18 protein-coding genes and 1 pseudogene are annotated in these 20,709 nt (G+C 55.5%); 5 read left to right on the forward strand and 14 right to left on the reverse strand.

Annotated features, from left to right (window positions below; translation table 11 throughout):
- Positions 1–40: 40 nt before the first annotated feature.
- A pseudogene (locus tag CFBP5473_RS21200) lies at positions 41–316 on the forward strand (integrase core domain-containing protein); the annotation flags it as partial.
- 36 nt (positions 317–352) lie between these two features.
- Here CFBP5473_RS21200 and CFBP5473_RS21205 read toward each other — a convergent pair.
- Together CFBP5473_RS21205 and CFBP5473_RS21210 are read right to left on the reverse strand one after the other, a co-directional pair.
- Entirely contained in the window at positions 353–1,162 is an 810-nt protein-coding gene (locus tag CFBP5473_RS21205) for a ParB/RepB/Spo0J family partition protein (protein ID WP_037170743.1), read from the reverse strand.
- Between the two features lie 698 nt (positions 1,163–1,860).
- Complete coding sequence (locus CFBP5473_RS21210; protein WP_136954418.1) at positions 1,861–2,139, reverse strand: hypothetical protein; 279 nt, start codon at positions 2,137–2,139, stop codon at positions 1,861–1,863.
- A 141-nt stretch (positions 2,140–2,280) separates the two neighbouring features.
- Between CFBP5473_RS21210 and CFBP5473_RS21215 the strand changes: the two genes are divergently transcribed.
- Positions 2,281–3,231 (forward strand): ADP-ribosylglycohydrolase family protein, encoded by a 951-nt coding sequence (locus CFBP5473_RS21215; RefSeq protein WP_027674167.1) that lies wholly within the window; start codon positions 2,281–2,283, stop codon positions 3,229–3,231.
- A gap of 52 nt (positions 3,232–3,283) precedes the next feature.
- Here the strand turns inward: CFBP5473_RS21215 and CFBP5473_RS25655 are convergent, their stop codons facing one another.
- The 10 genes from CFBP5473_RS25655 to tssI all read right to left on the reverse strand — a co-directional run bounded on the left by CFBP5473_RS25655 (position 3,284) and on the right by tssI (position 15,669).
- On the reverse strand, positions 3,284–3,589 hold the full coding sequence (locus CFBP5473_RS25655; protein ID WP_035209878.1) for a hypothetical protein: 306 nt from the start codon (positions 3,587–3,589) through the stop codon (positions 3,284–3,286).
- Positions 3,589–5,154, reverse strand: coding sequence for an IS66 family transposase (tnpC, locus tag CFBP5473_RS21225; protein ID WP_136954438.1), 1,566 nt, complete (start codon positions 5,152–5,154; stop codon positions 3,589–3,591). Before tnpC ends, CFBP5473_RS25655 begins: the two co-directional genes overlap by 1 nt.
- Before the next feature lie 72 nt (positions 5,155–5,226).
- Complete coding sequence (tnpB, locus tag CFBP5473_RS21230) at positions 5,227–5,574, reverse strand: IS66 family insertion sequence element accessory protein TnpB (RefSeq protein ID WP_136954339.1); 348 nt, start codon at positions 5,572–5,574, stop codon at positions 5,227–5,229.
- Positions 5,571–5,933, reverse strand: coding sequence for an IS66-like element accessory protein TnpA (gene tnpA, locus CFBP5473_RS21235; RefSeq protein WP_136954338.1), 363 nt, complete (start codon positions 5,931–5,933; stop codon positions 5,571–5,573). Before tnpA ends, tnpB begins: the two co-directional genes overlap by 4 nt.
- A gap of 110 nt (positions 5,934–6,043) precedes the next feature.
- On the reverse strand, positions 6,044–6,439 hold the full coding sequence (locus tag CFBP5473_RS21240; RefSeq protein ID WP_037171666.1) for a hypothetical protein: 396 nt from the start codon (positions 6,437–6,439) through the stop codon (positions 6,044–6,046).
- Between the two features lie 8 nt (positions 6,440–6,447).
- Entirely contained in the window at positions 6,448–10,959 is a 4,512-nt protein-coding gene (locus tag CFBP5473_RS21245) for an RHS repeat-associated core domain-containing protein (RefSeq protein ID WP_027676854.1), read from the reverse strand.
- A 46-nt stretch (positions 10,960–11,005) separates the two neighbouring features.
- Positions 11,006–11,515, reverse strand: coding sequence for a hypothetical protein (locus CFBP5473_RS21250; RefSeq protein ID WP_027676855.1), 510 nt, complete (start codon positions 11,513–11,515; stop codon positions 11,006–11,008).
- Positions 11,512–12,096 (reverse strand): PAAR-like domain-containing protein, encoded by a 585-nt coding sequence (locus tag CFBP5473_RS21255; RefSeq protein WP_027676856.1) that lies wholly within the window; start codon positions 12,094–12,096, stop codon positions 11,512–11,514. Before CFBP5473_RS21255 ends, CFBP5473_RS21250 begins: the two co-directional genes overlap by 4 nt.
- Entirely contained in the window at positions 12,093–13,253 is a 1,161-nt protein-coding gene (locus CFBP5473_RS21260) for a DUF2169 family type VI secretion system accessory protein (protein WP_027676857.1), read from the reverse strand. The genes CFBP5473_RS21255 and CFBP5473_RS21260 overlap by 4 nt, the downstream gene beginning before the upstream one ends.
- Before the next feature lie 7 nt (positions 13,254–13,260).
- Positions 13,261–15,669, reverse strand: coding sequence for a type VI secretion system tip protein TssI/VgrG (gene tssI / locus CFBP5473_RS21265; protein WP_084631810.1), 2,409 nt, complete (start codon positions 15,667–15,669; stop codon positions 13,261–13,263).
- 58 nt (positions 15,670–15,727) lie between these two features.
- Here tssI and CFBP5473_RS21270 point away from each other — a divergent pair, with 58 nt between their 5' ends.
- Positions 15,728–16,810, forward strand: coding sequence for a hypothetical protein (locus CFBP5473_RS21270; protein WP_234881906.1), 1,083 nt, complete (start codon positions 15,728–15,730; stop codon positions 16,808–16,810).
- 43 nt (positions 16,811–16,853) lie between these two features.
- Here the strand turns inward: CFBP5473_RS21270 and CFBP5473_RS21275 are convergent, their stop codons facing one another.
- Positions 16,854–18,002 carry a site-specific integrase gene (locus CFBP5473_RS21275; protein ID WP_027676859.1) on the reverse strand — a complete coding sequence of 383 codons (1,149 nt, stop codon included), beginning with the start codon at positions 18,000–18,002 and terminating at the stop codon, positions 16,854–16,856.
- Positions 18,003–18,190: 188 nt separating this feature from the next.
- Here CFBP5473_RS21275 and CFBP5473_RS21280 point away from each other — a divergent pair, with 188 nt between their 5' ends.
- Complete coding sequence (locus CFBP5473_RS21280; protein WP_027676860.1) at positions 18,191–19,318, forward strand: RHE_PE00001 family protein; 1,128 nt, start codon at positions 18,191–18,193, stop codon at positions 19,316–19,318.
- Between the two features lie 204 nt (positions 19,319–19,522).
- On the opposite strand, the gene CFBP5473_RS25745 is transcribed toward CFBP5473_RS21280, so the two are convergent.
- Positions 19,523–19,831, reverse strand: a complete 309-nt coding sequence (locus CFBP5473_RS25745) for a helix-turn-helix domain-containing protein (RefSeq protein WP_027676861.1) — start codon at positions 19,829–19,831, stop codon at positions 19,523–19,525.
- Positions 19,832–19,904: 73 nt separating this feature from the next.
- Between CFBP5473_RS25745 and CFBP5473_RS21290 the strand changes: the two genes are divergently transcribed.
- Positions 19,905–20,594 carry an 8-oxoguanine DNA glycosylase gene (locus tag CFBP5473_RS21290; RefSeq protein WP_051441397.1) on the forward strand — a complete coding sequence of 230 codons (690 nt, stop codon included), beginning with the start codon at positions 19,905–19,907 and terminating at the stop codon, positions 20,592–20,594.
- The last annotated feature ends 115 nt before the right edge of the window (positions 20,595–20,709 follow it).

The raw sequence follows: 20,709 nt of genomic DNA on the forward strand, positions 1-20,709 counted from the left end.
GCCGGACAGATCATGCACTTTCGTGTCGTGACGCCATTAAGAGCGTTTGGCAGAAGCAGGTATCGAGCCTTCTGTCGGAAGCGTTGGTGACAGCTATGACAACGCACTCGCAGAAACTCTCAACGGTCTCTATAAGGCCGAGGTCATACATCGGAGAGGACCGTGGCGCAACTTCGAGGCCGACGAGTTCGCTACGCTGGAGTGGGTCGACTGGTTCAACCACCGACGGCTTATGGAGCCCATCGGGAATATACCGCCAGCCGAAGCCGAGGAACGATATTACGCCATCATGTGCGCACCGGCCATGGCAGCATAACTTAAACGAAATGGCCTCCGGCAAACCCGGTGCGGTTCAAAGCTCTGCCGCCAGTGCTTCCATCTTCTCGGCTGCAAGCCTCTCCACCAAGGCAATATCGGTGGCATAGCCTTGGGCGCGCTCATCGAACAGATCGCGTTTCACCGCACCACCCGCCTGCTCGTAAGCCTCCAATCCACCGATCAGGCGCAAACGCCTGTCGGTCGCGGCAATCGCATCCCCGCGCAAGGCTCCCTTGATGGTATAGGTGTTGCGGTTCCACGATGGCAGGCTTTCCCAGACGCGAAGCTGCAAGTCGTGGTCATCGCTGACGGTAAAGGCCGTCAGGTGCTCGAAGGTCATTTCCTCGTCACGGTAGAGCTGGAGGAGGGCAGGGGAGAGACGGGCAAGGGCAAGGCGGCGCTTGACGATGGTGTCAGAGGTTCCGAAGCGGGCGGCGATATCGGCAATCGTCACACCTTCCTCGTTCAGAACTTTGAACGCCTCGTATTGATCGACCGGATGCATATCCTCGCGCATGACGTTTTCGGCAAGGCTGATGCTGGTGGCGTCGGCTGCATCGCGGAGTTTTGCTTCGACGGCGAAATCCCTGGCGATCTCGCCTGCCTCGGCCAGTAGGTTGAGGGCAAGGCGGCGACGTTCGCCTGCGATGACGAAGAAGCGACCGCGCTTGTCGGCCTTTCGCACGATGATGTTCTGAAGGATGCGGTAGCCATCGGCGCGAATGTTCGCGGCCAGCTCCTCGATGCCGTCCTTGCGGTAGGTCTTGCGAACGTTTTTCGGGTCGCGGTCGAGCTTGTCGAGTGCGACGGTGATGGTTTCGGACTGCGTATTGGCACTGGTCATTGCAAAATCTCCACGGTTTGCGATCTCTTAAGAGGCAAAGCCCCGCAAGTGGGCGGTGCCTTCACCCACCGTTCCGGTGGATGTGTCTCTCACACTCACCGGAACGAAGGGGGGAGGGCGCAGCCCGCTCCCCGTTGGTGTGGCGGGCTAGTCATGGGTCCGACCGGCTGAAAAACGGAAGGTTCGGCGCGTCAGCGGTGAAAGCCGTTTTTCTGACGGGCGGACAGGCGTGAGCCTGCTTGCCCATTGGCGAGGCCGACAGACCATCGTAGAGCGATAGGAGGGACAGGAAGAATGGCGGCAAGCGCAGCGGTCGCACCGTGCGGAAGAGATCGCCGGTTGGCGATCACCTCATGAGCGTAGCGTCAGGACAAGGGATCGTGACCGGAATCGGCGCAGACGGCCGAAGGCTGGCTGCGTGCCGAAGGCATAGAGCGCGGTCGCTGAAGGCGATGGCCTATGACCTGAGCCCCTGAACTTCCTCCAGATTTTGGTAGAGTCCGTCGTATCAAGGAGACGGATGGAATGAAGCATTCACGGTTCACGGACGAGCATATCATCGGGATATTGAGGGAGCAGGATACCCGAACGGCGATGTGAATCGGAGAACGGCGTGACACGCGGCGGCGCCACCTAAAGGCGACTGGACACTCCGCAAAATTCTGTCACCCGCGTTCACGCGACTTGTCAGCCGTTTTTCACCAAATTACCATTTTGAGACAGTAGGTTACCGGCTTTGAACGGTCATCCATACCGGCGAAGCTAAGCCAACTCCCCTCGGATGGAGATGGCGACCTCTCAGCGGATAACGCATCGGCGTGCTTTGGTTGGGCGAAAACAGCGAAATCGTTGGGTTTGACGATCTTTCTGACTGCGGGCGGATAATAGTTGCCTCCGCCGATATAATCTTTGTGTGTTTCGCGTGCCGGTGGATTCGTCAGCATAAAAATCGGCAGGGTCCCGATGCCGATACGCACGATGACGCCTTGTTAATTCCCACTTTCGTAGAGTCATTTCAGTACGCTTAATCACAGATTGAATTTGAAACGAGGTCGGATTACCTTAACTAAGTTTTCCGAACCGGCAGCAGGCCAATCTGCTGGGTTATGGAGTAAAGAATGGGTCAGAGTATCATCGACAGAGCAAAGGGCTGCTTTCTCGGCCAACTCGCCGGAGACGCTCTGGGCTCGCTTGTAGAATTTCAATCGAAGGCTCAAATAAAAGAAACATATCCATCTGGTGTCCGGGACATGCATGATGGTGGAACGTGGAATACCCTTGCAGGGCAACCAACCGACGATTCCGAAATGGCGATTGCTTTGGCAAGATCAATTACAGAGGCCGACGGTTATAACGAGAAAAACGCGCTCCGGGCTTACCGGGAATGGATGAATTCGGAACCGTTCGACATCGGGGCAACAGTTTCGTCGGGACTACGGGGCCTGAAAAATATCGCGAGCGAGGCGAATGGTGCATTGATGCGTGTATCGCCTATCGGGATTTTGGGTTCAAACTTCACACTTGAACAAGTGGGAAGGTGGGCGGAGCTTGACGCGATGATTACTCATCCGTCTTTTGTGTGTCGTCAAGCTAACATACTGTTTGCAAAAGCGTTGGCGTACGCGATCACTAATAACCCGACGCCGTCTGAAATATACCGTGCAGTTCTAGCTTGGTCCCAAGATATTAACGCCGAGACAAAACTAGTTAACGCGATACAGAAAGCACAATCGTATCCTCCGGAAAATTTCGAAAGGAATCAGGGATGGGTTCTAATAGCTTTTCAGAATGCTTTCTACCAGCTTCTTAATTGTGGCTCATTAGAACATGGTGTGGTTGATACGATCTCGTACGGGGGAGATACAGATACAAATGGTGCAATCGTAGGGGCTCTTTTGGGTGCAGTATATGGAACGTCAGCGATCCCATTGCGATGGCGCGAATCCTTAATGAACTGCAAGCCCGACCGTAATCGGATCGATGTCTATCGACCTAGACCAGAAAAATACTGGCCTATATATGCCGACAACATTGTCGACTCATTATTGAATATCACTCCCCGAAGATGATTTTTCTGTGAGCGTCCGGCGAAAGCATTTTTCGGGTGTCGCGAGATAGAATCTAAAGGCCGCGCTTCATCTCATCGGCCATGATGCGGTCGATTATTTCAGGATCGCACTGTGTGTCGATGAGGAACTCGCGGATACCGCCGTCCCACGTCCTGATGTCGGCAAGTAGGCTTTGAAGTTCTTTGATGCCGTTCTCGGTCAGACCCTTCGTGCCATCTTCAGTGCCATCGCTGACGTAAACCAGTTCGCCTTCGGAGATGTTGTCCGAGTTGGCCGTCACTTCTTCGATCAGTTCGAGGTTCTCGCCGATCATGCCGGCGACTTGGTTGAGTGTGTAAATGAACCTTGAGCGTGCCATCAGGCAGCCTCGCACCGAGCGTTTGCCGGCGTCCAGTTCCAAGGCAGCAGATTTTCAAGTCGGTCTTTGGGATGATCCTGGATCCGGGCCAGCACATCGGTCAGATAGGCTTCCGGATTGTGGCCATGAAGCTTTGCGGTTTCGATGATGCTCAAGATATTTGCGATGCGCTCACCACCCTTGTCGGAGCCCGCAAATAACCAGTTCTTTCGGCCAATTCCCAGTGGTCGCATGGCACGCTCAGCTATGTTGTTGTCGATTTCAACCCGGCCGTCATCAAGATAGACGCTCAATGCTGCCCATCGTGACAGCGCATACCGCATCGCTTCCGCCAGCTTCTGTTTCTGTGGCAGTGTTGTCTGGACATCCTCAATCCACTCTTTCAGCTCGTCCAGGATGGGTTTGGCATGCTGCTGGCGCAAATCCCGCCTCTCGTCAGGCAACATGCCACGGATACGATCCTCGATATCGTAGAGAGCACCAATGCGCGACAGCGCTTCCTGCGCGATCGTTGATGGCTTGAGTTTGATCACGTCATGGAATTTGCGGCGTACATGCGCCATGCAGGCAGCCTCTATGATCTGATTGCCGTACAGCTTGTTGTAGCCAGCATAGCCGTCCGCGTGCATCACGCCACTGAAGTTGGAAAGATGTTCGGCTGGGTGAACCCCCTTGCGGTCAGGGCTGTAATAATAAGCGATCGCTCCGGGCCTGGGATCTTGATAGCCACGCCCATCGAAGACGTAGACCCAGACCCTCCCGGTCCTGGTCTTTCCTCGTCCAGGGTCGAGAACATCGACCGGAGTGTCGTCGGTATGGATCCGATCGACGGCCGCGATATGCGCTCTGATCAGCAAAATCAGGGGGCCGAGCAAAGCCGATGCACGCCCCATCCAGTCGGCCATCACGGAACGGGAGATATCGATCCCAAGCCGATCGTACATCTCCGACAGTCGGTAAAGTGGGATGTGATCGTCGAACTTGGAGACCATGATATGGGCAAGCAATCCGGGACCGGGTTTGCCGCGCTCGATCGGCAGGGTCGGCATCTTGCCAGCCAACGAAGTGTCGCAGTCCTTGCAAACGAAGCGCTTTTCGACATGGCGAACAATCTTCACGGATGCCGGCACATGCTCCATGACCTGGACCACCTTATCAGGTGCTTTCAGGAACGATGTCCCGCCGCAGGTCGGGCAATTGCACGGCGCCGGATAGATCCGCTCTTCTGTCGGCAGCCCATCCGGCAAAGGTCTGCGTTTTGGCTTTTCGCAGGCATCTTCCAGCTCCGGCAGTGGTGTCCTTCCAGAGCGAACCTCAGCCTCGGCGCGGGACGCTTCAATCTCCTCGAGCATCAGTTCGAATTGTTCGATCTTGCGGTCTATTTTCTCGGACGAGGCCCCATGCTGTCGATGGCGCAGCAACTCCAACTGCGCGCGCAAAATGTCGATTATGGTATCGCGCTTGGTAACTTCCGCGTCTTGTCGCTCGAGTTTCGCCGCCTGTTCAGCAACCAATGCACGCAGTGCAGATAGCTCGTCCTGACCCTGTGGCGGCGTTGTTTCCATACCCAAAAATGTAACTGATTTGGCCCTTTAGCGCCAGCATTTTACCCCTGACACCCTTGCAAATTAACGCTTTCAGCCCGTGCGATGAGGCGCTGACGTCCATGTCGGTCGTCGCCAGTCGATCCCCTCGACGAGCATCGACAACTGAGCCTGCGTCAGATGCACAACGCCATCTTTGGCCGCCGGCCATGGGAAGTATCCGCGTTCCAAAACCTTGTAAAACAGGCAAAAGCCTTGGCCGTCCCACCATAAAAGCTTGATTCGGTCCGCGCGCCTGCCGCGGAACCCGAAGATCGCGCCAGAACCAGGCGCTTGTCTGATCACCCCCTCGACCAGCGCTGACAAACCGTCGATACCGCGACGCATGTCAGTCACTCCGCAGGCCAGATAAACCTGTACATTCCCTGACGGCCCGATCATGCCGCCTCCACGCAAGCGACGAGCGGGCCGAGCAGTTTCAACTCAACGTCAACAGGAACCTTCAAACTCCGACCGTTTCGAAGCAAGATCTCGACGATCGCCAGCCTCGTTGCCGTCGTAGACGCCTGACTTACGCCAAACTCCTCCACGATTTCCACTGGAAGGAACACCGTCGGTCGATCAACATAGTTGAACGACTTTCGCCACAAGCGGATCTGGCCAGGATGAACGTCATGCCGGCGCGCCACGTCACCAATGCGAGCACCCGGCTCATCAGCTTCCGCCAGTATCCTCAGCTTCGCCTCGTCCGACCAGCGCCGTCTGCGCTCGGTACCGGACATGATCTCCATGCGGGCCATGAAACCTCTTTGCTCTGGTATTTATGTCAGCACTAATGCTGGTTCTAATGCCAGAACATCGCCTGATTTGCCCGATCAGCAAAAACAGCTCACCGGACGCTCACATTTTTCTAGCTGAGTGAACGAAACCATTCATCTTTAAAGATGTTCTGATCCTCGACGGAGACAACAAATTCAGGGCTGCAGTAGTCAAAAATGAAAGCCGTCTCGTCTGGGTTGGATCGCTCTCCTCGTTTCACCAAGTAACCGTAAAATCCGCCGCTTTGCTGCATCATTCCAGATTGTACGAAATTTCGTCGCGCTCCGTTGCAACAAAATATTACCTCGTGGAAGAACTTTTGCCTAAGAAGTTGGAAGGCCGAAAAACAATCAAGGTCAAGTGTTGAGTGTGTAACATCGTTCAATGAGATTTCCAAGAAAAGGTCACGGTTGTTGCGCCATTCAACGACAGCAATTGCCTTTCCTCGTGAACCTTTTGTGTTCGTTTCTATAGTGTACTTATCCATTTTCATCCTCACGGAACGTAATTTGGATTGGGCACCATTGGCCCCAATCGATTACCTGGCAGCACTGGTTGAACGCCAATAATATCACTGGGCCTTACCGCACCGGGCACAGCAATTTCTAATTCGGCCTCGTGGAAGTTAGTTTTACCAGATAGATTGTGATACTTGTTCACATCAATTCCCTGGACCCTCTTGTCGATGTGGTAGACATATTTGCCTTGAGAAAAATGCGGTTTAGATGCGACCGCAATGTCAGACGAAGTCGAAACGAAGTAGCTTGGTGGTTCCTTTGCATGAATCGCATGCGCAATAATATCTTTACTGTCACCCCAAGGCTTAAAACCCTCTGCAAATATTTCAGACGGGGCGCGAGCGTCTCCTCGGTACAACTGTTTTCCAGAACTTAACGAATCTCTATGAGTTGCCGTCATCCAAGCGCTTAATCCAAGAGGATCAACTACTACACTTGGATTCACTACGTATCCCTGCGGTCTATCACCACCAGCCAGTCCTATCGGGTCTGGACTCGCATATTGCCCTGTGAGCGGATCGTAATGGCGATGGCGGTTATAATAGAGGCCGGTCTCGGCATCCTCATACTGGCCGGGGAAGCGCCAGGGGCATTGAAGTTCGCTCGGCTCTCGATCGTGTGTTCTTGCAACAGCCAGCGCACCAAAAGTCCGCGCCGCCCGCACCGCGCCCCAGACGTGATGATCGGCAGCCCAGACGAGCGTGCCTTTCGCGTCGAACATCTCCTTCGGTGTGCCGAGATGATCGCAGACGACAGCCAGCATTTCGCCATTCGACTGTCGCTTTGCAAGAAGCCGATGGGTCCCGTCCTCGAAATGCCAGTGCGTTGCTTCATCCCATGCGATGTGACCATCGAGCCGTAGCGGCGCTTCCGCCACCATAAGGTCACCGTCCCAAAGATAGGCTGTGCCGACCTCAGGAGGGTTGTCGACGTCGAGCGGGGGGGGGCCTTCGGTTCCTCGGAGCTTCGTCGGGCGTCCATCTGCACTAACAAGCTTCGGCCACAGCCTGCGAACACGATCTTTCTCTTCCCCTGTAAAGCGTCGGACCTTGGACATCCTTCGCCCGAACGGATCGTAACGAAAATACCATTCCTCGCCATCCAGGGTGCTGACGCTCACCAACCGGTCATGGACATCCCAGCCGTAGCGCCAGCGTTGCGGTCTGAACCCGTCGCGCTCGACCCGCCGCTCGATCACGCGCCCGCAATCGTCATGGAGGAGCTGAACACGTTCGCCTTTTGGACCACGCGCCATCTGCACGACACCACTGGGAGAACGCTGCCAGTTGCTGGGAGCGGCAGCCGGGATGACGGAGCCGAATGTCTGGTCGAACGCTTTCCCATAGGGGGTCGGGTCATAGGATGTTTGGATGGAGGATGATGCGCCTGCTATGTTACGCGCGCTGTCGTAGGCAAAGCGTTCCGAGCCTGTCGAGGCTTCAGCGCTCGTCAATTGCCCGTTATCATCATAGGTAAACTGACGCTTGCCCCAAAGACCGTCATCTACGCTGACAGGCGCGAAGGCACGATCATACTCGTAAATGCGATGGACATGCTCAGCTATGCTTCTTGCCTGTCTTGGTGCATTGCCACGATCAAACTGCCAGCCGAGACGCGAGGCATCGAGCCCATGGGCTGCGGCGGGACCCGCGACCTGTGCGACGAGTTGGCCAGCCGGATCAAAACGCTGCAAAAGATTGAAGCCGTCCATGCGTCGGGCTTTCTCATGCCCGAAACTGTCACGCTCGAATGTGATTTCGGTATCATCTGCAACGAGCTTTTCGACTGCGCCCAGCGGATCGCGGACATAATCCGTTATCGACGCGCCGAGGCCCAGTATTTCTCGACGGATACGGTGCCCCATGGCGTCATGCCGGGAGCGTACACGCTTGCCGTTCAGAGTTTCGCGGGCAATGCGACCGTTGCGATCACGGCTGAATTCAACGAGAGCGGCCTTGTTCTCCGCACGAATGAGAAGACCACGTCCATCATACCAGAAACGTGTGACGTCTTCGGGCTCATCTTTGGCCGTGAAGGTCTCAATGCGCTTGATCAGACCAGATTTGTCGTACGAATAGCATAGTCTTGCGCCATCCGGTTTGATTGTCTCCGTGATCTGACCGGCTGGATCACGCGCATAGCGCCATGCCCTTCCGTCAAAGTCTTCTTCCAGAATAACTCGGCCTGCAATATCGCGCTCATAGCTGTAGGTCAGGCCCTCTGCATTGGTGACGGAGATCAGTCGTCCCTCAATGTCTGTTGCGAGGCTCAGTTCACCGCCTTTCGGATCGACAATGGCCTCCAAAACGCCGAAGGCGCCATAGCGATAGGTCCACAGTCGCCCTTCGCCATCTGTAACCGATGCCAGTTGACCGCTCCCATCGAAGCTGCGGCTCACAGCGATGCCATCCGGCCTTATGATCCTGCTCACCGTGTCGAAACCGCCTGCACCGGCGGTATAGTCGCGAACGATACGCGATCCATCTGGGCTCGCCGTTGCTATAAGGCGGTTGAACTCATCATATTCGAACCGAGTCGTATTGCCTTTGGCATCCGTGACGCTTTCCAAGCGATTGTTTGTATCCCAGGTACGGCGCTCTATCGCACTGTTGGGAAACTGCGTCTCGACCACATGGCCAAGATCGTCGCGGCGCAGATGAGTGACATTACCTTCAGCATCCGTCTCGGAAATGACATTCGATTTGTGGTCATGCTTGAATGTCTTGCGGTTTCCGGCGCCATCGATGACGATCATTAGCTCGCCATTGTCACCCCAGCCATAAATGGTGGAGCGGCCTTCCGCATCCACAACTTCCTTTACATTGCCATGAATGTCGTAGGAGGTGCGGTGAGCATTGCCGTTCTGATCGGTCGTCGAAGTGCGGAATCCGTACCTGTTGTAACCGTGGGAAACGACGCCACCAAGAGGATCGATCTCCTCGGTGACGTTTTCATGGTCATCATAGCGGAAGGTTTGCGCGGCGTTTTCGTTTCCACCGGGGGAGTAGCGTGTTTCTCCCTCACGATAGTCGAACCTATCTCCGTTCCAGATGCCGTTGGTCGCGGTATGAACAACGCGCCCGTCGCTGTCATAGGTAAAATGCGTTTCCGATTGGCGCGTCAGATTATTCCAGGATGCCAATAGATCGGAATCACGGAGCCAAACGTAGCGCACCGACATGCCGAAAGCGCATTGTGCATCAGTCATTCGACCGCGAGCATCGTAGGTGTAGCGCGCGAGTTCAAGTTCGCTACCTTCAGAGCCGACGAGGACGATGCCGATACGGCGTCCCTTGTCATCATTCTCAAATTGCAACTGCAGGCCATCCGGGCCGTCGACTGTTTCAAGCCACCCTTCTTCGTTGCGATGGAAAATCAGCCTATGTCCATTGAGGTCTTCGACTTGCTCTAGCCGGTAGATACCGTCATCGTACTGGCGAAACTCTTTGATGAGCCCGTAATCTTTCAAACGAAGCTGCTTGAGCCAAGGTGCCTTCAGCTCAAGATGTGGATATCCTGCATTCAGTGACGGCAGAAAATTGAAGGGTCGATCGAAGCCGATAGCCTTCCCAGCAGAATTATGGAACAGAAGCTTTCCGCGTTCTGGGTTCGAGAACGCCTCATCGAACATCGAAATCTGGCAAGGACCCAAAGGAGAAACATATTCTCTCGGCAGTGCGAGCTTGAGCCCCATGTAGCGGGCGCCATCGAACGGCAGCGTTCCTGGAATGAAGAAATCACGCCATGTTTCCAGATACTCACCGTTGGCAACGGAGACAGGTTCACCCACAGGCAAAGGCTTCGCTGGAGGTTTGGCTTCAGGTCGTGGTTCTGGCCTAGGATCAGGTTTAGGTGCAGTCTCGCCGGGCTTCTCGCCCTTGCCCATCAATCGGGAGAAAAATATCCCCGGGCCGATCTCGCCGAGAAATCTTAGAAATGGATGTTCATTCGTTGAGGCCTGTTGATGTAGATCTGCTCTACTTCCTTTCTCATGTTCCTCAGATGCAATGCCTGTGCCGTTGATTAAGCCCGTTCCCAGTGCATGCGCCGCACCTCCTGCATTGCCCGCGATAATTCCCTGCGCTCTATTATAGGCCGAGGCTTCCGAAGGAGATAGAAAGTCTTGCTGATCGCGATTGAAGGATTTTGCTTCAGCCTCTTTCTGAATCATATCCTCATCGCCTGTTAAAAGGCTTTTCGCAATGTAGGCCAGTTTGTTATTTCTGTAATACTCAGTGCTATCAGCAAGAGCTTGATCATATGCCTGCTGCTGTCTTTGTTTTGCTAACGTAGTCAGTCTTGCATAATCATCGTAAGCCTGATCGAGCTCCGGCTTTGCAGTAGCGCCTGCAACGAGCTGAGCACCCCCGTTGTCTCGATCTATGCTCTCGTTCGTATGCGGAATGGCACGTTCATTGGTATGCACGCCGTTCTCATCAACATAATCGCGGGTGTTCGGAACATAGTTAGTTTCACCGGCATCAGCCACGGCACACTCCAATCCTCAAATACCGCATACGTTCTGCATTTCGGACCTAAAGCGTATTTTTAGAGAGTTCAGCTTCCCGACGAAGAAAGTCTCTACCCCAAGGATAATCCTCCGGATTGATCATCATCTCAAATTCGACCCCAATGGCGTCGCCACTGGTTGGAAAGATCGTAATGTTGTCCCGATCGTCTTTCGGTAGTCTCTGCCACTCTTCGCTGTTTCTCTGAATGCCCGCATAATGAAATTCCTGAGATTGGACGGTCCAGAAAAGGACTAACTTGGCTTCACCAAAATCTAACGTCAGGCGGTCGGGATGTTTGGTAATGGACTGGAGCTGATATGGTGCCAGTAGCGCGAGATTTTCACTGGTGGAGATTTCGTAGTCGTAAAAAGCTAGACGTTCACCCACCGTGATGATCCACCTACACCTATCGATCATAATGGATGGCCTGTTGCCCTCGTGCTCATAGTCGACGAGGAGACAACTGCCATACCCCCGCTTGATGAAAACATGACCAGGCAAATATCCGTCCCAGGCTTTATCGAGGGCTCTCATTTTCCAAACATGTCCTTTGCGCATTCCATTATCTCTTGGAAGCCATAATTTTGGCCGCCAATTTCTCTGTGAAGCATTTGTCTTTGGTCTTTTGTCAGTTTCAGTATCCTGCAAACTGCATCAACTTGCGCATTTTGAGCTCGGTTATTCCCAGGCGTTCCGTCATTTGCCGCTAATATGATTGGTGCCTGCACCTGCGACTTCTGCGGCTCCACAGGCCCCGGATCGGGCCGATTGATCCAGGCCGGATCTCTGTGGCTACAGGTTGCCCATCCTTCCGAAAACACGAAATATGAGGCTACTTCTACGTGCGCAGGGCCAAGATAGCCGGGAACGACGACGCCTCTCTTCGTGCCCGGTTCATGGCCCGTCGATTTAGAGCAGCGAGAATTCAGCTGAAAATCGAATTTACCGTTATTTCGAACTGTCGTCGAATGGCGGATCGCCGTATCCAGAAAAGCAATCGAGGAATAGCCCACTTTCACGACATCCGATCCAACCGGCGTCCAGCAGACATCGGGTGTTGTCGAGACAATCACGTTGGACGCACATTTTCTGGCGGAGATTTTCGCTATGCTCATAAGGCCATCTCCTTGCTCGATTGCGACGGCAGATCAACTCCAGCTTGTGAATGCTTTTTGCGATGTATAATTGCTTGCTCGAAGTGATCCGGCTCGAAATTCACTCGCCAAGACAAATAAACGCGCCAATCTCGTCGCCTTGCTGAGTTAATGTCGAGAAAGACAGTATCCATAACCATGTTTTTCCGCTCAGTCGTATTATCTGCACGCACGAAATCCACCATGACCTGCTCGGCAGGAAGGGAAAAAACACATGTTTCTATACCCTCTGACATACCCGTCAGAGTAATCTGCTCATTTCCCCAAAGGTACGGGTCGATCACCAAGTCCGGATGAGCGGAGTTATGGTAGGCAAACGAATAATCCGTAGGCCAGGCTGGCCATACATTATCCTGCCAATGCTCATCATAAGTGCCGCCCAGAGGACGACGCGGTAGCCAAGCAGGCGGAATAGGACCAAAGTTTTGGGGACGATAATTCTTGAAAGGCTCTTTGATAGGATCGTCCGGCGACTCGATCTGTGGTGCTGCGACAGACTTGGTATGATCGCTGTATTCACGATCAATCTTTCCGATCCCGAGCGGATTATGGTGATCGGTGTCAAACGTTGGATTACCGTCCTCATCGACGCCAGTCTCGATCTCTCCACCGAATGCGTACTCATAACGCAAAGGCAATTCTTGAATCGGGTCTGGCTCTGAGAGCTCCCAGCGATCAAAAAGTTTTCGGACACCTTTCCAGTCAGCACGCTCCTCCTCGCGCAACTTCCTTTTCCAGATCGGGCGCCACCATTTTGGGCCAGTGACACGTACCTTTTTGTCCAAGAGAATCTGGTCGTTCCGCTCAACACGCAACCCGCACGTCCAGGACGGCGACGGCCGACCCTCTGGCGCACGAGCGACAGCGTTGACAATAATATCTGTTGCGGGTTTGTAAGGAACGAGATCCGAAGGATGCCAGAGCGAAGATACGTTGACTTCTCCGTGACATGTGTCGGTAAAGAGCATCGGGGCCTGCTCTTCAGCAGCAACCAGTGTTCCGTCCCCGGCAATCTCGTAGGTTGCCTTGACAATCGCGATGCCGAACTCGCGATTTTCGTTGTCACGACTATAATAACGGAAATTCGGGAACGGGGTCAAATTCTTGAGTTCAGGCATCTCGACCTCAATTATGGTCGATCATGGCAGAGGTGACCTGCACGTGGCTCTCTCCTTCGATGTAAATCTTCACGCCCTTCAATAGGATCGTGCCGTCGTCCTTCATGATCAGGATGGATTTTGGAGGAATGTCATTGCCATCGGCATCCTTGCCGCCGCCCACGCCGATGAAGAGCTCCTTGCCGATCGAGATATTTTTCGTGTGGCCGACGGTCTGATTGTAAACCTGCCCCACTGTCACGACCTTCGCAACGCCGACCTGCTCTGTTTGCGCCATGCCCACGCTTGTATTCTGCATGCGGCTGACGAGCGTGTTGAAGATACCTTGTCCAATCATCGAGGCGACTTGCGATCCAAGGCCTGCACCCGACGAGCGCATGGCATCGCCCGCATCCGTTCGAAGTTCGCTGACAGCCGCATCGTTCACGCCCGCCCGAACCGTATCGATAGACGACGCAACTGTACCCAAAGCGCCTGAAGCCATTGCACCCATATAGCCGGCAGCCTGTGAGAGGAGGCTAGCTGCTTCGCTATCCGACCCTGCGGTAGCGTCACCGCCTGCTGCCTGCGCCGCAGTAAGGCTCTTGTTTTCAGACGATGGGCTGTCTTCAGCAACTGCAGAAGCTAGCGACATGGCATGTTGCAGCATTCCCGCGCTGGTGCCTGACAGTCCAGCGAGCAAACCACCAGCGATCGTATTCACCGCTCCGCCGACGCCGCCCACAACCATATTGAGACCACCTCCTACCTGGTGGCTCATGTTCGCACCAACCTCAAGCGATTGGTTGGCGCCGATGGAATGTAAGGCATTCGCATCGACACGACTGGTCTGATTGTTCAGGACTTTGACCGTCTGATCCTTTTGAGCGTGAAGGAAGAGATTTTCCTGTCCTTTTTCGTCTTCAAAGGTAAGTTCGTTATGTCCCTGTCCCTTGTGGGTGTTGGAGCGGATCGCCATACGCGTCTTGTTGGCAGGCAGATCGTAAGGAACCGAGTTTGCTGGGTTCGGTACAACCCCTATAACGAGCGGCTTGTCGGGATCACCGTCGACGAATGCAACCATCACCTCCATGCCGATACGTGGGATCACCTGCGCACCCCATGTACCTCCGCCCCATGCCTGACTGACCCGCACCCAGCAAGTATCGGTACCATCCTTCTTGGCCTTGCGATCCCATGGGAACCACAGCTTGACGCGGCCATATTGATCCGGGTGGATTTCTTCGCCTTCCGGCCCTGCAACGATGGCAACCTGAGTGCCTTCGATGCGTGGACGCTTGGTGGTTCGATGCGGGGTCAGCGGCACACGTGAGGGGACCGCCTCGAACTGATTGCGGTATTCCGGTTCGTTGCTGTTGGTCTCGTAGGAGCGATCAACGATAGTATGGCTTGCCCTGATGATCACATGCTCTTCATATTCATGCTCTGGATGCGCCACCTCGTATGGGGTGAAGCGGCGACCGGCTTCGAGAATGCGTGACGTCGATGCGCCGAAGACGCGGTCATGATCGGCTTCGGTGGCTTGTGTTCTGAGCTTTTGCGCCCGTTCTGCTTCGGCCACGGTCTTGATGCGGGAGGGATATTCGTAAAGCTCGCGCTTGGTCGCATCCGGCATCTGTACCAGTGATGGCGTCATTGAGCCCGGCACCATGGAGGGCGTCTCGAAGTTCCAGTCGGCACCAGCGCGCTGGCCCGGCACGTAGGAGAAGCGACGTGCCCAGTCATTGATGTGGTTGCGATCCGATGAGCCCTGCGCCAGTCTCACCCTGCTTTCGCCTTCCGCAGCGGGCATTGGTCCAAGCCAGCCATTGGCGGTATCAGCGATGTGCAGCTTGTGAGAGCCATCCTCATGGCTGAACCAGTAGAACAACCCATCCTCTTCCAGCCGACGCAGAAGATAATCGAGGTCCGGCTCATTAAACTGAACGCTGTAGTGTTGAGCAGGCGGAGGGGTGATGATGCCCGACGTATCGGGGGCTGGAATGCCGTGTTCGGAAAACAGCGTCTCGGCGATATCGACCGTCGTCTTGTCCATCCAGATGCGGCAGTCGGAGCGACGCGATAGCAGCCACATCTGCGGGCGGATGGTTATGGCGTAGGAGCGCAGGCCGCGAGTGATTGGTGGCCCCTCATGCAGTTCCGTGACCAGGCCGTTGAATGGACGGCGCACGCCACTGCCCTCTTCGCCATCGCCCTGACTGACTTCCACCGAAACATCGACCAGTCGCCCGATAAGCTCTTCCGGCTTGACCGCTTCCTTCTTGGCGCGGACGCTGAGGCGGATTTCGAAGAGTTGTGAGACGCCCTCATTGAAGACCATGCGTTCCGGCAGAAGCTGGTCTTCGCCCAAAGGCGACTTGACCTTGAGAACGCGGCTCGCCTGGATGAAGTCAGACGATGAGGGCTGGTCGGTCATGAAGAACCTCTGATGTCGATCGGATAAAGTATCAATCAGCTGTCAAAATCTGAACGTAATGCAATCAAACATTGTGGCGAAAACATGGAATCGTTGGCATTTGTACAACCGAGTGCGGAGGAAAGCGTTCCACCACCCCAAACTCGCCGCAATCTGCCGACTAATTCACGATGAAGGCAGTTCAGATAAGGTAAGAGCCATGGCGTTAATGGATGGGGACATTGCTGTGGAAAAGACCTACGTGAAGGCTCACAGCCCCAACACCAAGCATGACGCCGAGGGCTATGGTCTCACTCGCGAAGAGGCCAATGAGCGCCGAGGTGCTGGATGGTGGGTTAGTCTGAGACGGCGCGGTCACAAGATCGTCCGGTTGTTCAAGGACAGCGTCTACGGATCAAATGAATCTGCCTACGCTCAAGCTTACGCCTACCGCGATGCGATCATTGAAGCCATCCCACCTGCGACAAATCATGAGCAGGCCGTCCTTCTTCGTAAGAACAACAAGAGCGGCATTTCCGGGGTGCGTCGGGTCGAGACGCGTGACGGCGATGCCTGGCAGGCAACCTTGATGACCAATGAAGGCCAGAAGCGCGAAAACTTCTCAGTCTTCAAGTTGGGTGAGGCGGCAGCCAAATCCATGGCAATTGCCCAACGGCGCAGATGGCTTGCCACTCTTCCCGTGATGCATTTGGCCTATGCTCATCATGCAGCGGAGGTTGCGCAGGAGCGGTTCGCGGACGATTTGATACCGGTGCGCGATGTTATGCCGGAGACCCATCTCACAGACGACGAGATCAAAGCGCGTATCAAGACGATCAACGATGAGTTCGACAGAACCCGCCCGAAGCGCCTGAGGGTCAGGGTCAAAAGCTACGAAGCCAGCAGATTATCGGTATTCGTATCCGATGCAGGCAAGCCAGCAAAACGCAGGCTCGTCCAGATCAACACGCGAAAAATGGGGCGGTGTGAAATTTTGAGGGATGTCAGATCGAAGGTAGAGGCTTCGATCGCTGAGTTCTATGATGCAGAAACAGCCCGCTGGTTCATGATGGCACATGGTCGGCATCTACTGTCTGAAGACCAGTTCAATATCCGTGACGGCTTCAATGTTCTGGTGATCGCTGAGACGGGCAAAGCGTAATCTCCACAATTCTCTGAACGCTTTCATTATTCCATGGCCGCGATCAAAGCATTCTGGCCGCTCTTCCGCTTCTTCGTGTCGCATTGTTGTAATAGCTGGATGCCTGCTGAACAGACCGATGCTTTGACTGCTCCATCGCTTCGGGCAGGGGGATGCCTCGATTGGCCGCTTCGGTTAGATACCCTGACCGCAAACCATGCGCAGAAAACTCCCCACTGTCCAACCCCGCCATCTCCGCCCGCAGCTTGAGGATCGCATTGATCGACTGCGGATCTATCGCCCGTTTGGAGACGGTACCCCATCGTCCGATCCCCCTGAAGACACAACCCTTGTCGATCTTTGCCGCTGCCAGCCAGGCGTTGAGCGCTTCCACAGGTCGCCCGGCGAGATAGACGACGTCGTCTTGCTCGCCTGATGTCGTCTTGGTCCGGCCAAGATGAATAGCGAGAGAGGGGAGGGGAGGGCCATCGGGCATCTCGATCGGGGCTTCCACGGTTAACTGTTCCACGCGAAGGCCTGCGATCTCGCTGCGTCGGCGGCCGCCCGACGCAAAGGCGACCATCAATATCGCCGTATCTCTGACATCGCGAAGCTTGTCGCTGGTACACGTAGCAAGAAGCTTTGCCAGGATATCACCGGTGACCGCTTTCGCGCTCTTGCGACGACGCTGTCTCGGGACGGCCCGCACGGCGAGGCGAATAGCGGATTTCAGGGCAGGGGAAGCAAAAGCGCCGTCAAGGCCACGCCATTTCGTGAGGGTCGACCAGCTGGCCAGTCGGCGGCGCACCGTGTCGGGTGCATGTGGGCCGGTGGATTTCAGAAAGCCTTGGCCCCGAAGGTTGTCGTCGACCTCATCAGGCATGCCGTGATCCGGATCGGCCGCACGTTTCTCGGGGTCCCACAGGTGATGCGCCACGAATTTCAGCAGCAGCGCTTCGGGCGCTGGCCACGGGAGAGATTTGCCGGTTGCTGCCAGCCCCCATGCTTCGAGATAGGCGAGGTCCGACGTCAGCGCTCGCAGCGTGTTGGCCCCCATACCGGCGTTGACCAGATGGCGTAGCGTTTCGATGTCCTGATCGGTGAGTAGCTCGGCAAGCTCGTCGCGACGCTCAAGTGGCAGAACGGACGCAATGGTGTCGAGTTCTTCTGCGCGGCGCTCGATGGCAGTCAGAGATGTCTTCACTTTGGCCACGAGCGCTCCAAGTCGCAGTTTTCGGCGGCCTCAAGGACCGTAATTCGCACCGACTCTTTCTGATTTGCGGCTTGAGATCAACAGCCATCGATAACGGGTACTTATCGATGGTTAAAACCCGAACTCGCAATCATACCATGTGAGGAACACAAACTATCCACTAGAGTTCCTGTAAGAAATCATTTACCATGATTTCAATGGCTTACGATCTCGCGAAAATCAGCATGAGTGACCTGATGCGGCCGGCTTTCGACGCCAGCGTCGCTCTCACGCGTCTGGATGAGCGCATTGCCCGTTCACCGGTCGGCGCGGGCTGGATCGAACGCCAAAATTTTGCTGACGCCTGTGCCTCGCTGTGGATCGACGGCGAGCTCGTCCATCTCGAAGACCTCGTTCTGCATGATGCCACCCGCGACATCCGCACGCCCACGCACGAACTCACCATCGCCAGCGACGTACTGCGCACTCGCCGGCGTATTGCCGGGCAACTGCCTGGCTGGGCTCTGTCGGCCGACGGTTTGCGGGCACTGTGCCAGACGTCGGAGGTCCCGGCGGTCGGCGCGGACGAGGTGGGGACACCTGCCATCCGGCGCGAGGCCTTGTTTGATCCGAAAGGGGAGGGGGATGATGGTGACGACGTGGAAAATCTCCCCGGCGTCGACGATGCCGCGATCGACGCGCTGCTGGCGCGATCGGAGGCAGCAATCGAACGAGCCAGGAAGCCTGGCCGGGCTACGGCCGATCCGATGGTCTACGACCTCGACTGGGATGAGGACGCCCGGCTCGACGAATGGCGCGACGTGTTGCGACAGGCACAGGAACTGCCAGCGGTGCTGCAGGCGATCGTCGCCCTCGATGCCTGGAACGAGGTTTCGGTGCTGCAGCACGCGCCCTGGCTCGGCCGGCTGTTGTGCGCCTCCATCCTGCGGCAGGCCGGCATCACGTCAGGCGCCCATCTGGCCGCCATCAATCTCGGCCTCAAAACCATCTCCGTCGAGCGGCGCCGGCATCGCGATCGCGAAACCCGGCTTCTCGCCATCGCCCAGGGTTTTCAGGCGGCGGCCGAGATCGGCATGAAGGAGCATGACCGACTGACGCTCGCTCGGCAGATGATGGAACGCAAATTGTCGGGAAGACGAACGTCTTCGAAATTGCCGGAGCTGGTTGAGCTCGTCATGGCGAAACCGCTGGTGTCGGCCGGGATGGTGGCGAAAACACTGGAAATGACGCCGCAGGCGGCGCGGCGGATTGTTTTGGAGCTCGGTCTCAGAGAGATGACGGGGAGGGGGAGGTTTCGGGCGTGGGGGGTGATGTAATCGTAAGCGATCGGCGTGCCCTTCGCGGGAAACGAGAGCACCTAGAGTGCAGCATCTAATCGTTGCGGTGCATCGGTACAAGATAGATGCATCTGCGCGTCGCTACCGCTGCCTTCGAACGACAACTTCACTGTGCCGCACAGGATGATTTGTTAGGATTCTGGCAGAGCTCTGATGATGTTGTTCATGACAAACTGCGGTAAATTATTCGTTATTATTCACTAAGCAAAGTGCTGCGTCTACAATCTTGAAGAACTTCGGGGAACTGCGCGCCGCCTCGCCTACCTTTTCAAGCCACTGAGTGGAGACCTCTTTTGATGCGGCAAGCGCTTCGATCCGACACCTGAGGTTTGGCCGCGGCCTACTAATTCCCTGAGTTATCTTCGATATTGTAGATTGACTGGTATGAAGTGCCAGAGCTAGCTCGGCCTGGGTGATGCGATCCCTGGCGGCGATGCCTTTAAGCATCCCGCCCCAGTCGCTCGTTGTCGCATCATCTGATTTCGCTTGCATAAAACGAATATAAACGAATATTCTGCGGAAACGTCAATGGGCGCTTCGACGCTCTAATACCGGAAAGCCACGAATGTACCAGCCGCACTCAGAAATTCTTCCAGGGGTGAAGTGGGGCAAACCCGAATGGGTCCCAAGCCCCGCCTACTGGGCCGCCATTGCGAACCAGGTAACGGAGGCGTCACACGGTTTCGTAAGTCCATCGGCCACGCTCCACGAGGAGCTCGGCTTTTGTCTGTTGGGCGGTTATGGCGTGACGGCCGAGATGAACCACGCGTTCTTCGAGGTTCTTTGTGACGCCGGCGTTTTCGTGCCGGGCGCGAGGGTGCCCGCGTCGGTGATCGAAGGTCTGCTGCGATCGGACGCGATCGTGGACGGCAGACCAAGGCGATATAGGTTTCCGAAGCAGAAGGCCGTTAGGATCGAAGCGGCACTGCAAAAGATCGAAAACGACCCCCCTCCGGTGGACGATCCGGTGGCGTTTCGGAATGCGCTTCTCTCGGTCCCGGGGATCGGCCCCAAGACCGCATCATGGATTGCGCGGAATTTGCTCGGTACAGACGAGGTGGCAATACTCGATATCCACGTAATTAGAGCCGGAAAACTAATGGGGCTCTTCCACGGCGAAACCAAACTTCCGCGAGACTACTTCGACATGGAACGTCGTTTCCTCGACCTCTGTAAAATCATGGAAATCAAGGCGTCGTTGCTCGATGCGATAATTTGGGGGGAAATGCGCAAACTCGGCCGCGCCGACGTTTGACTTCGACCACCGCTAGAGTTTTTATTTTCGAGTTTTACGACTCGAAGGGGAAAAAATGTCGGGCAGTGGCAGACGGAAATCACGGGGTTCCTCCCAACCTCAACAGGCAGTGACT

Source organism: Agrobacterium larrymoorei (assembly GCF_005145045.1).
GTDB lineage: Bacteria > Pseudomonadota > Alphaproteobacteria > Rhizobiales > Rhizobiaceae > Agrobacterium > Agrobacterium larrymoorei.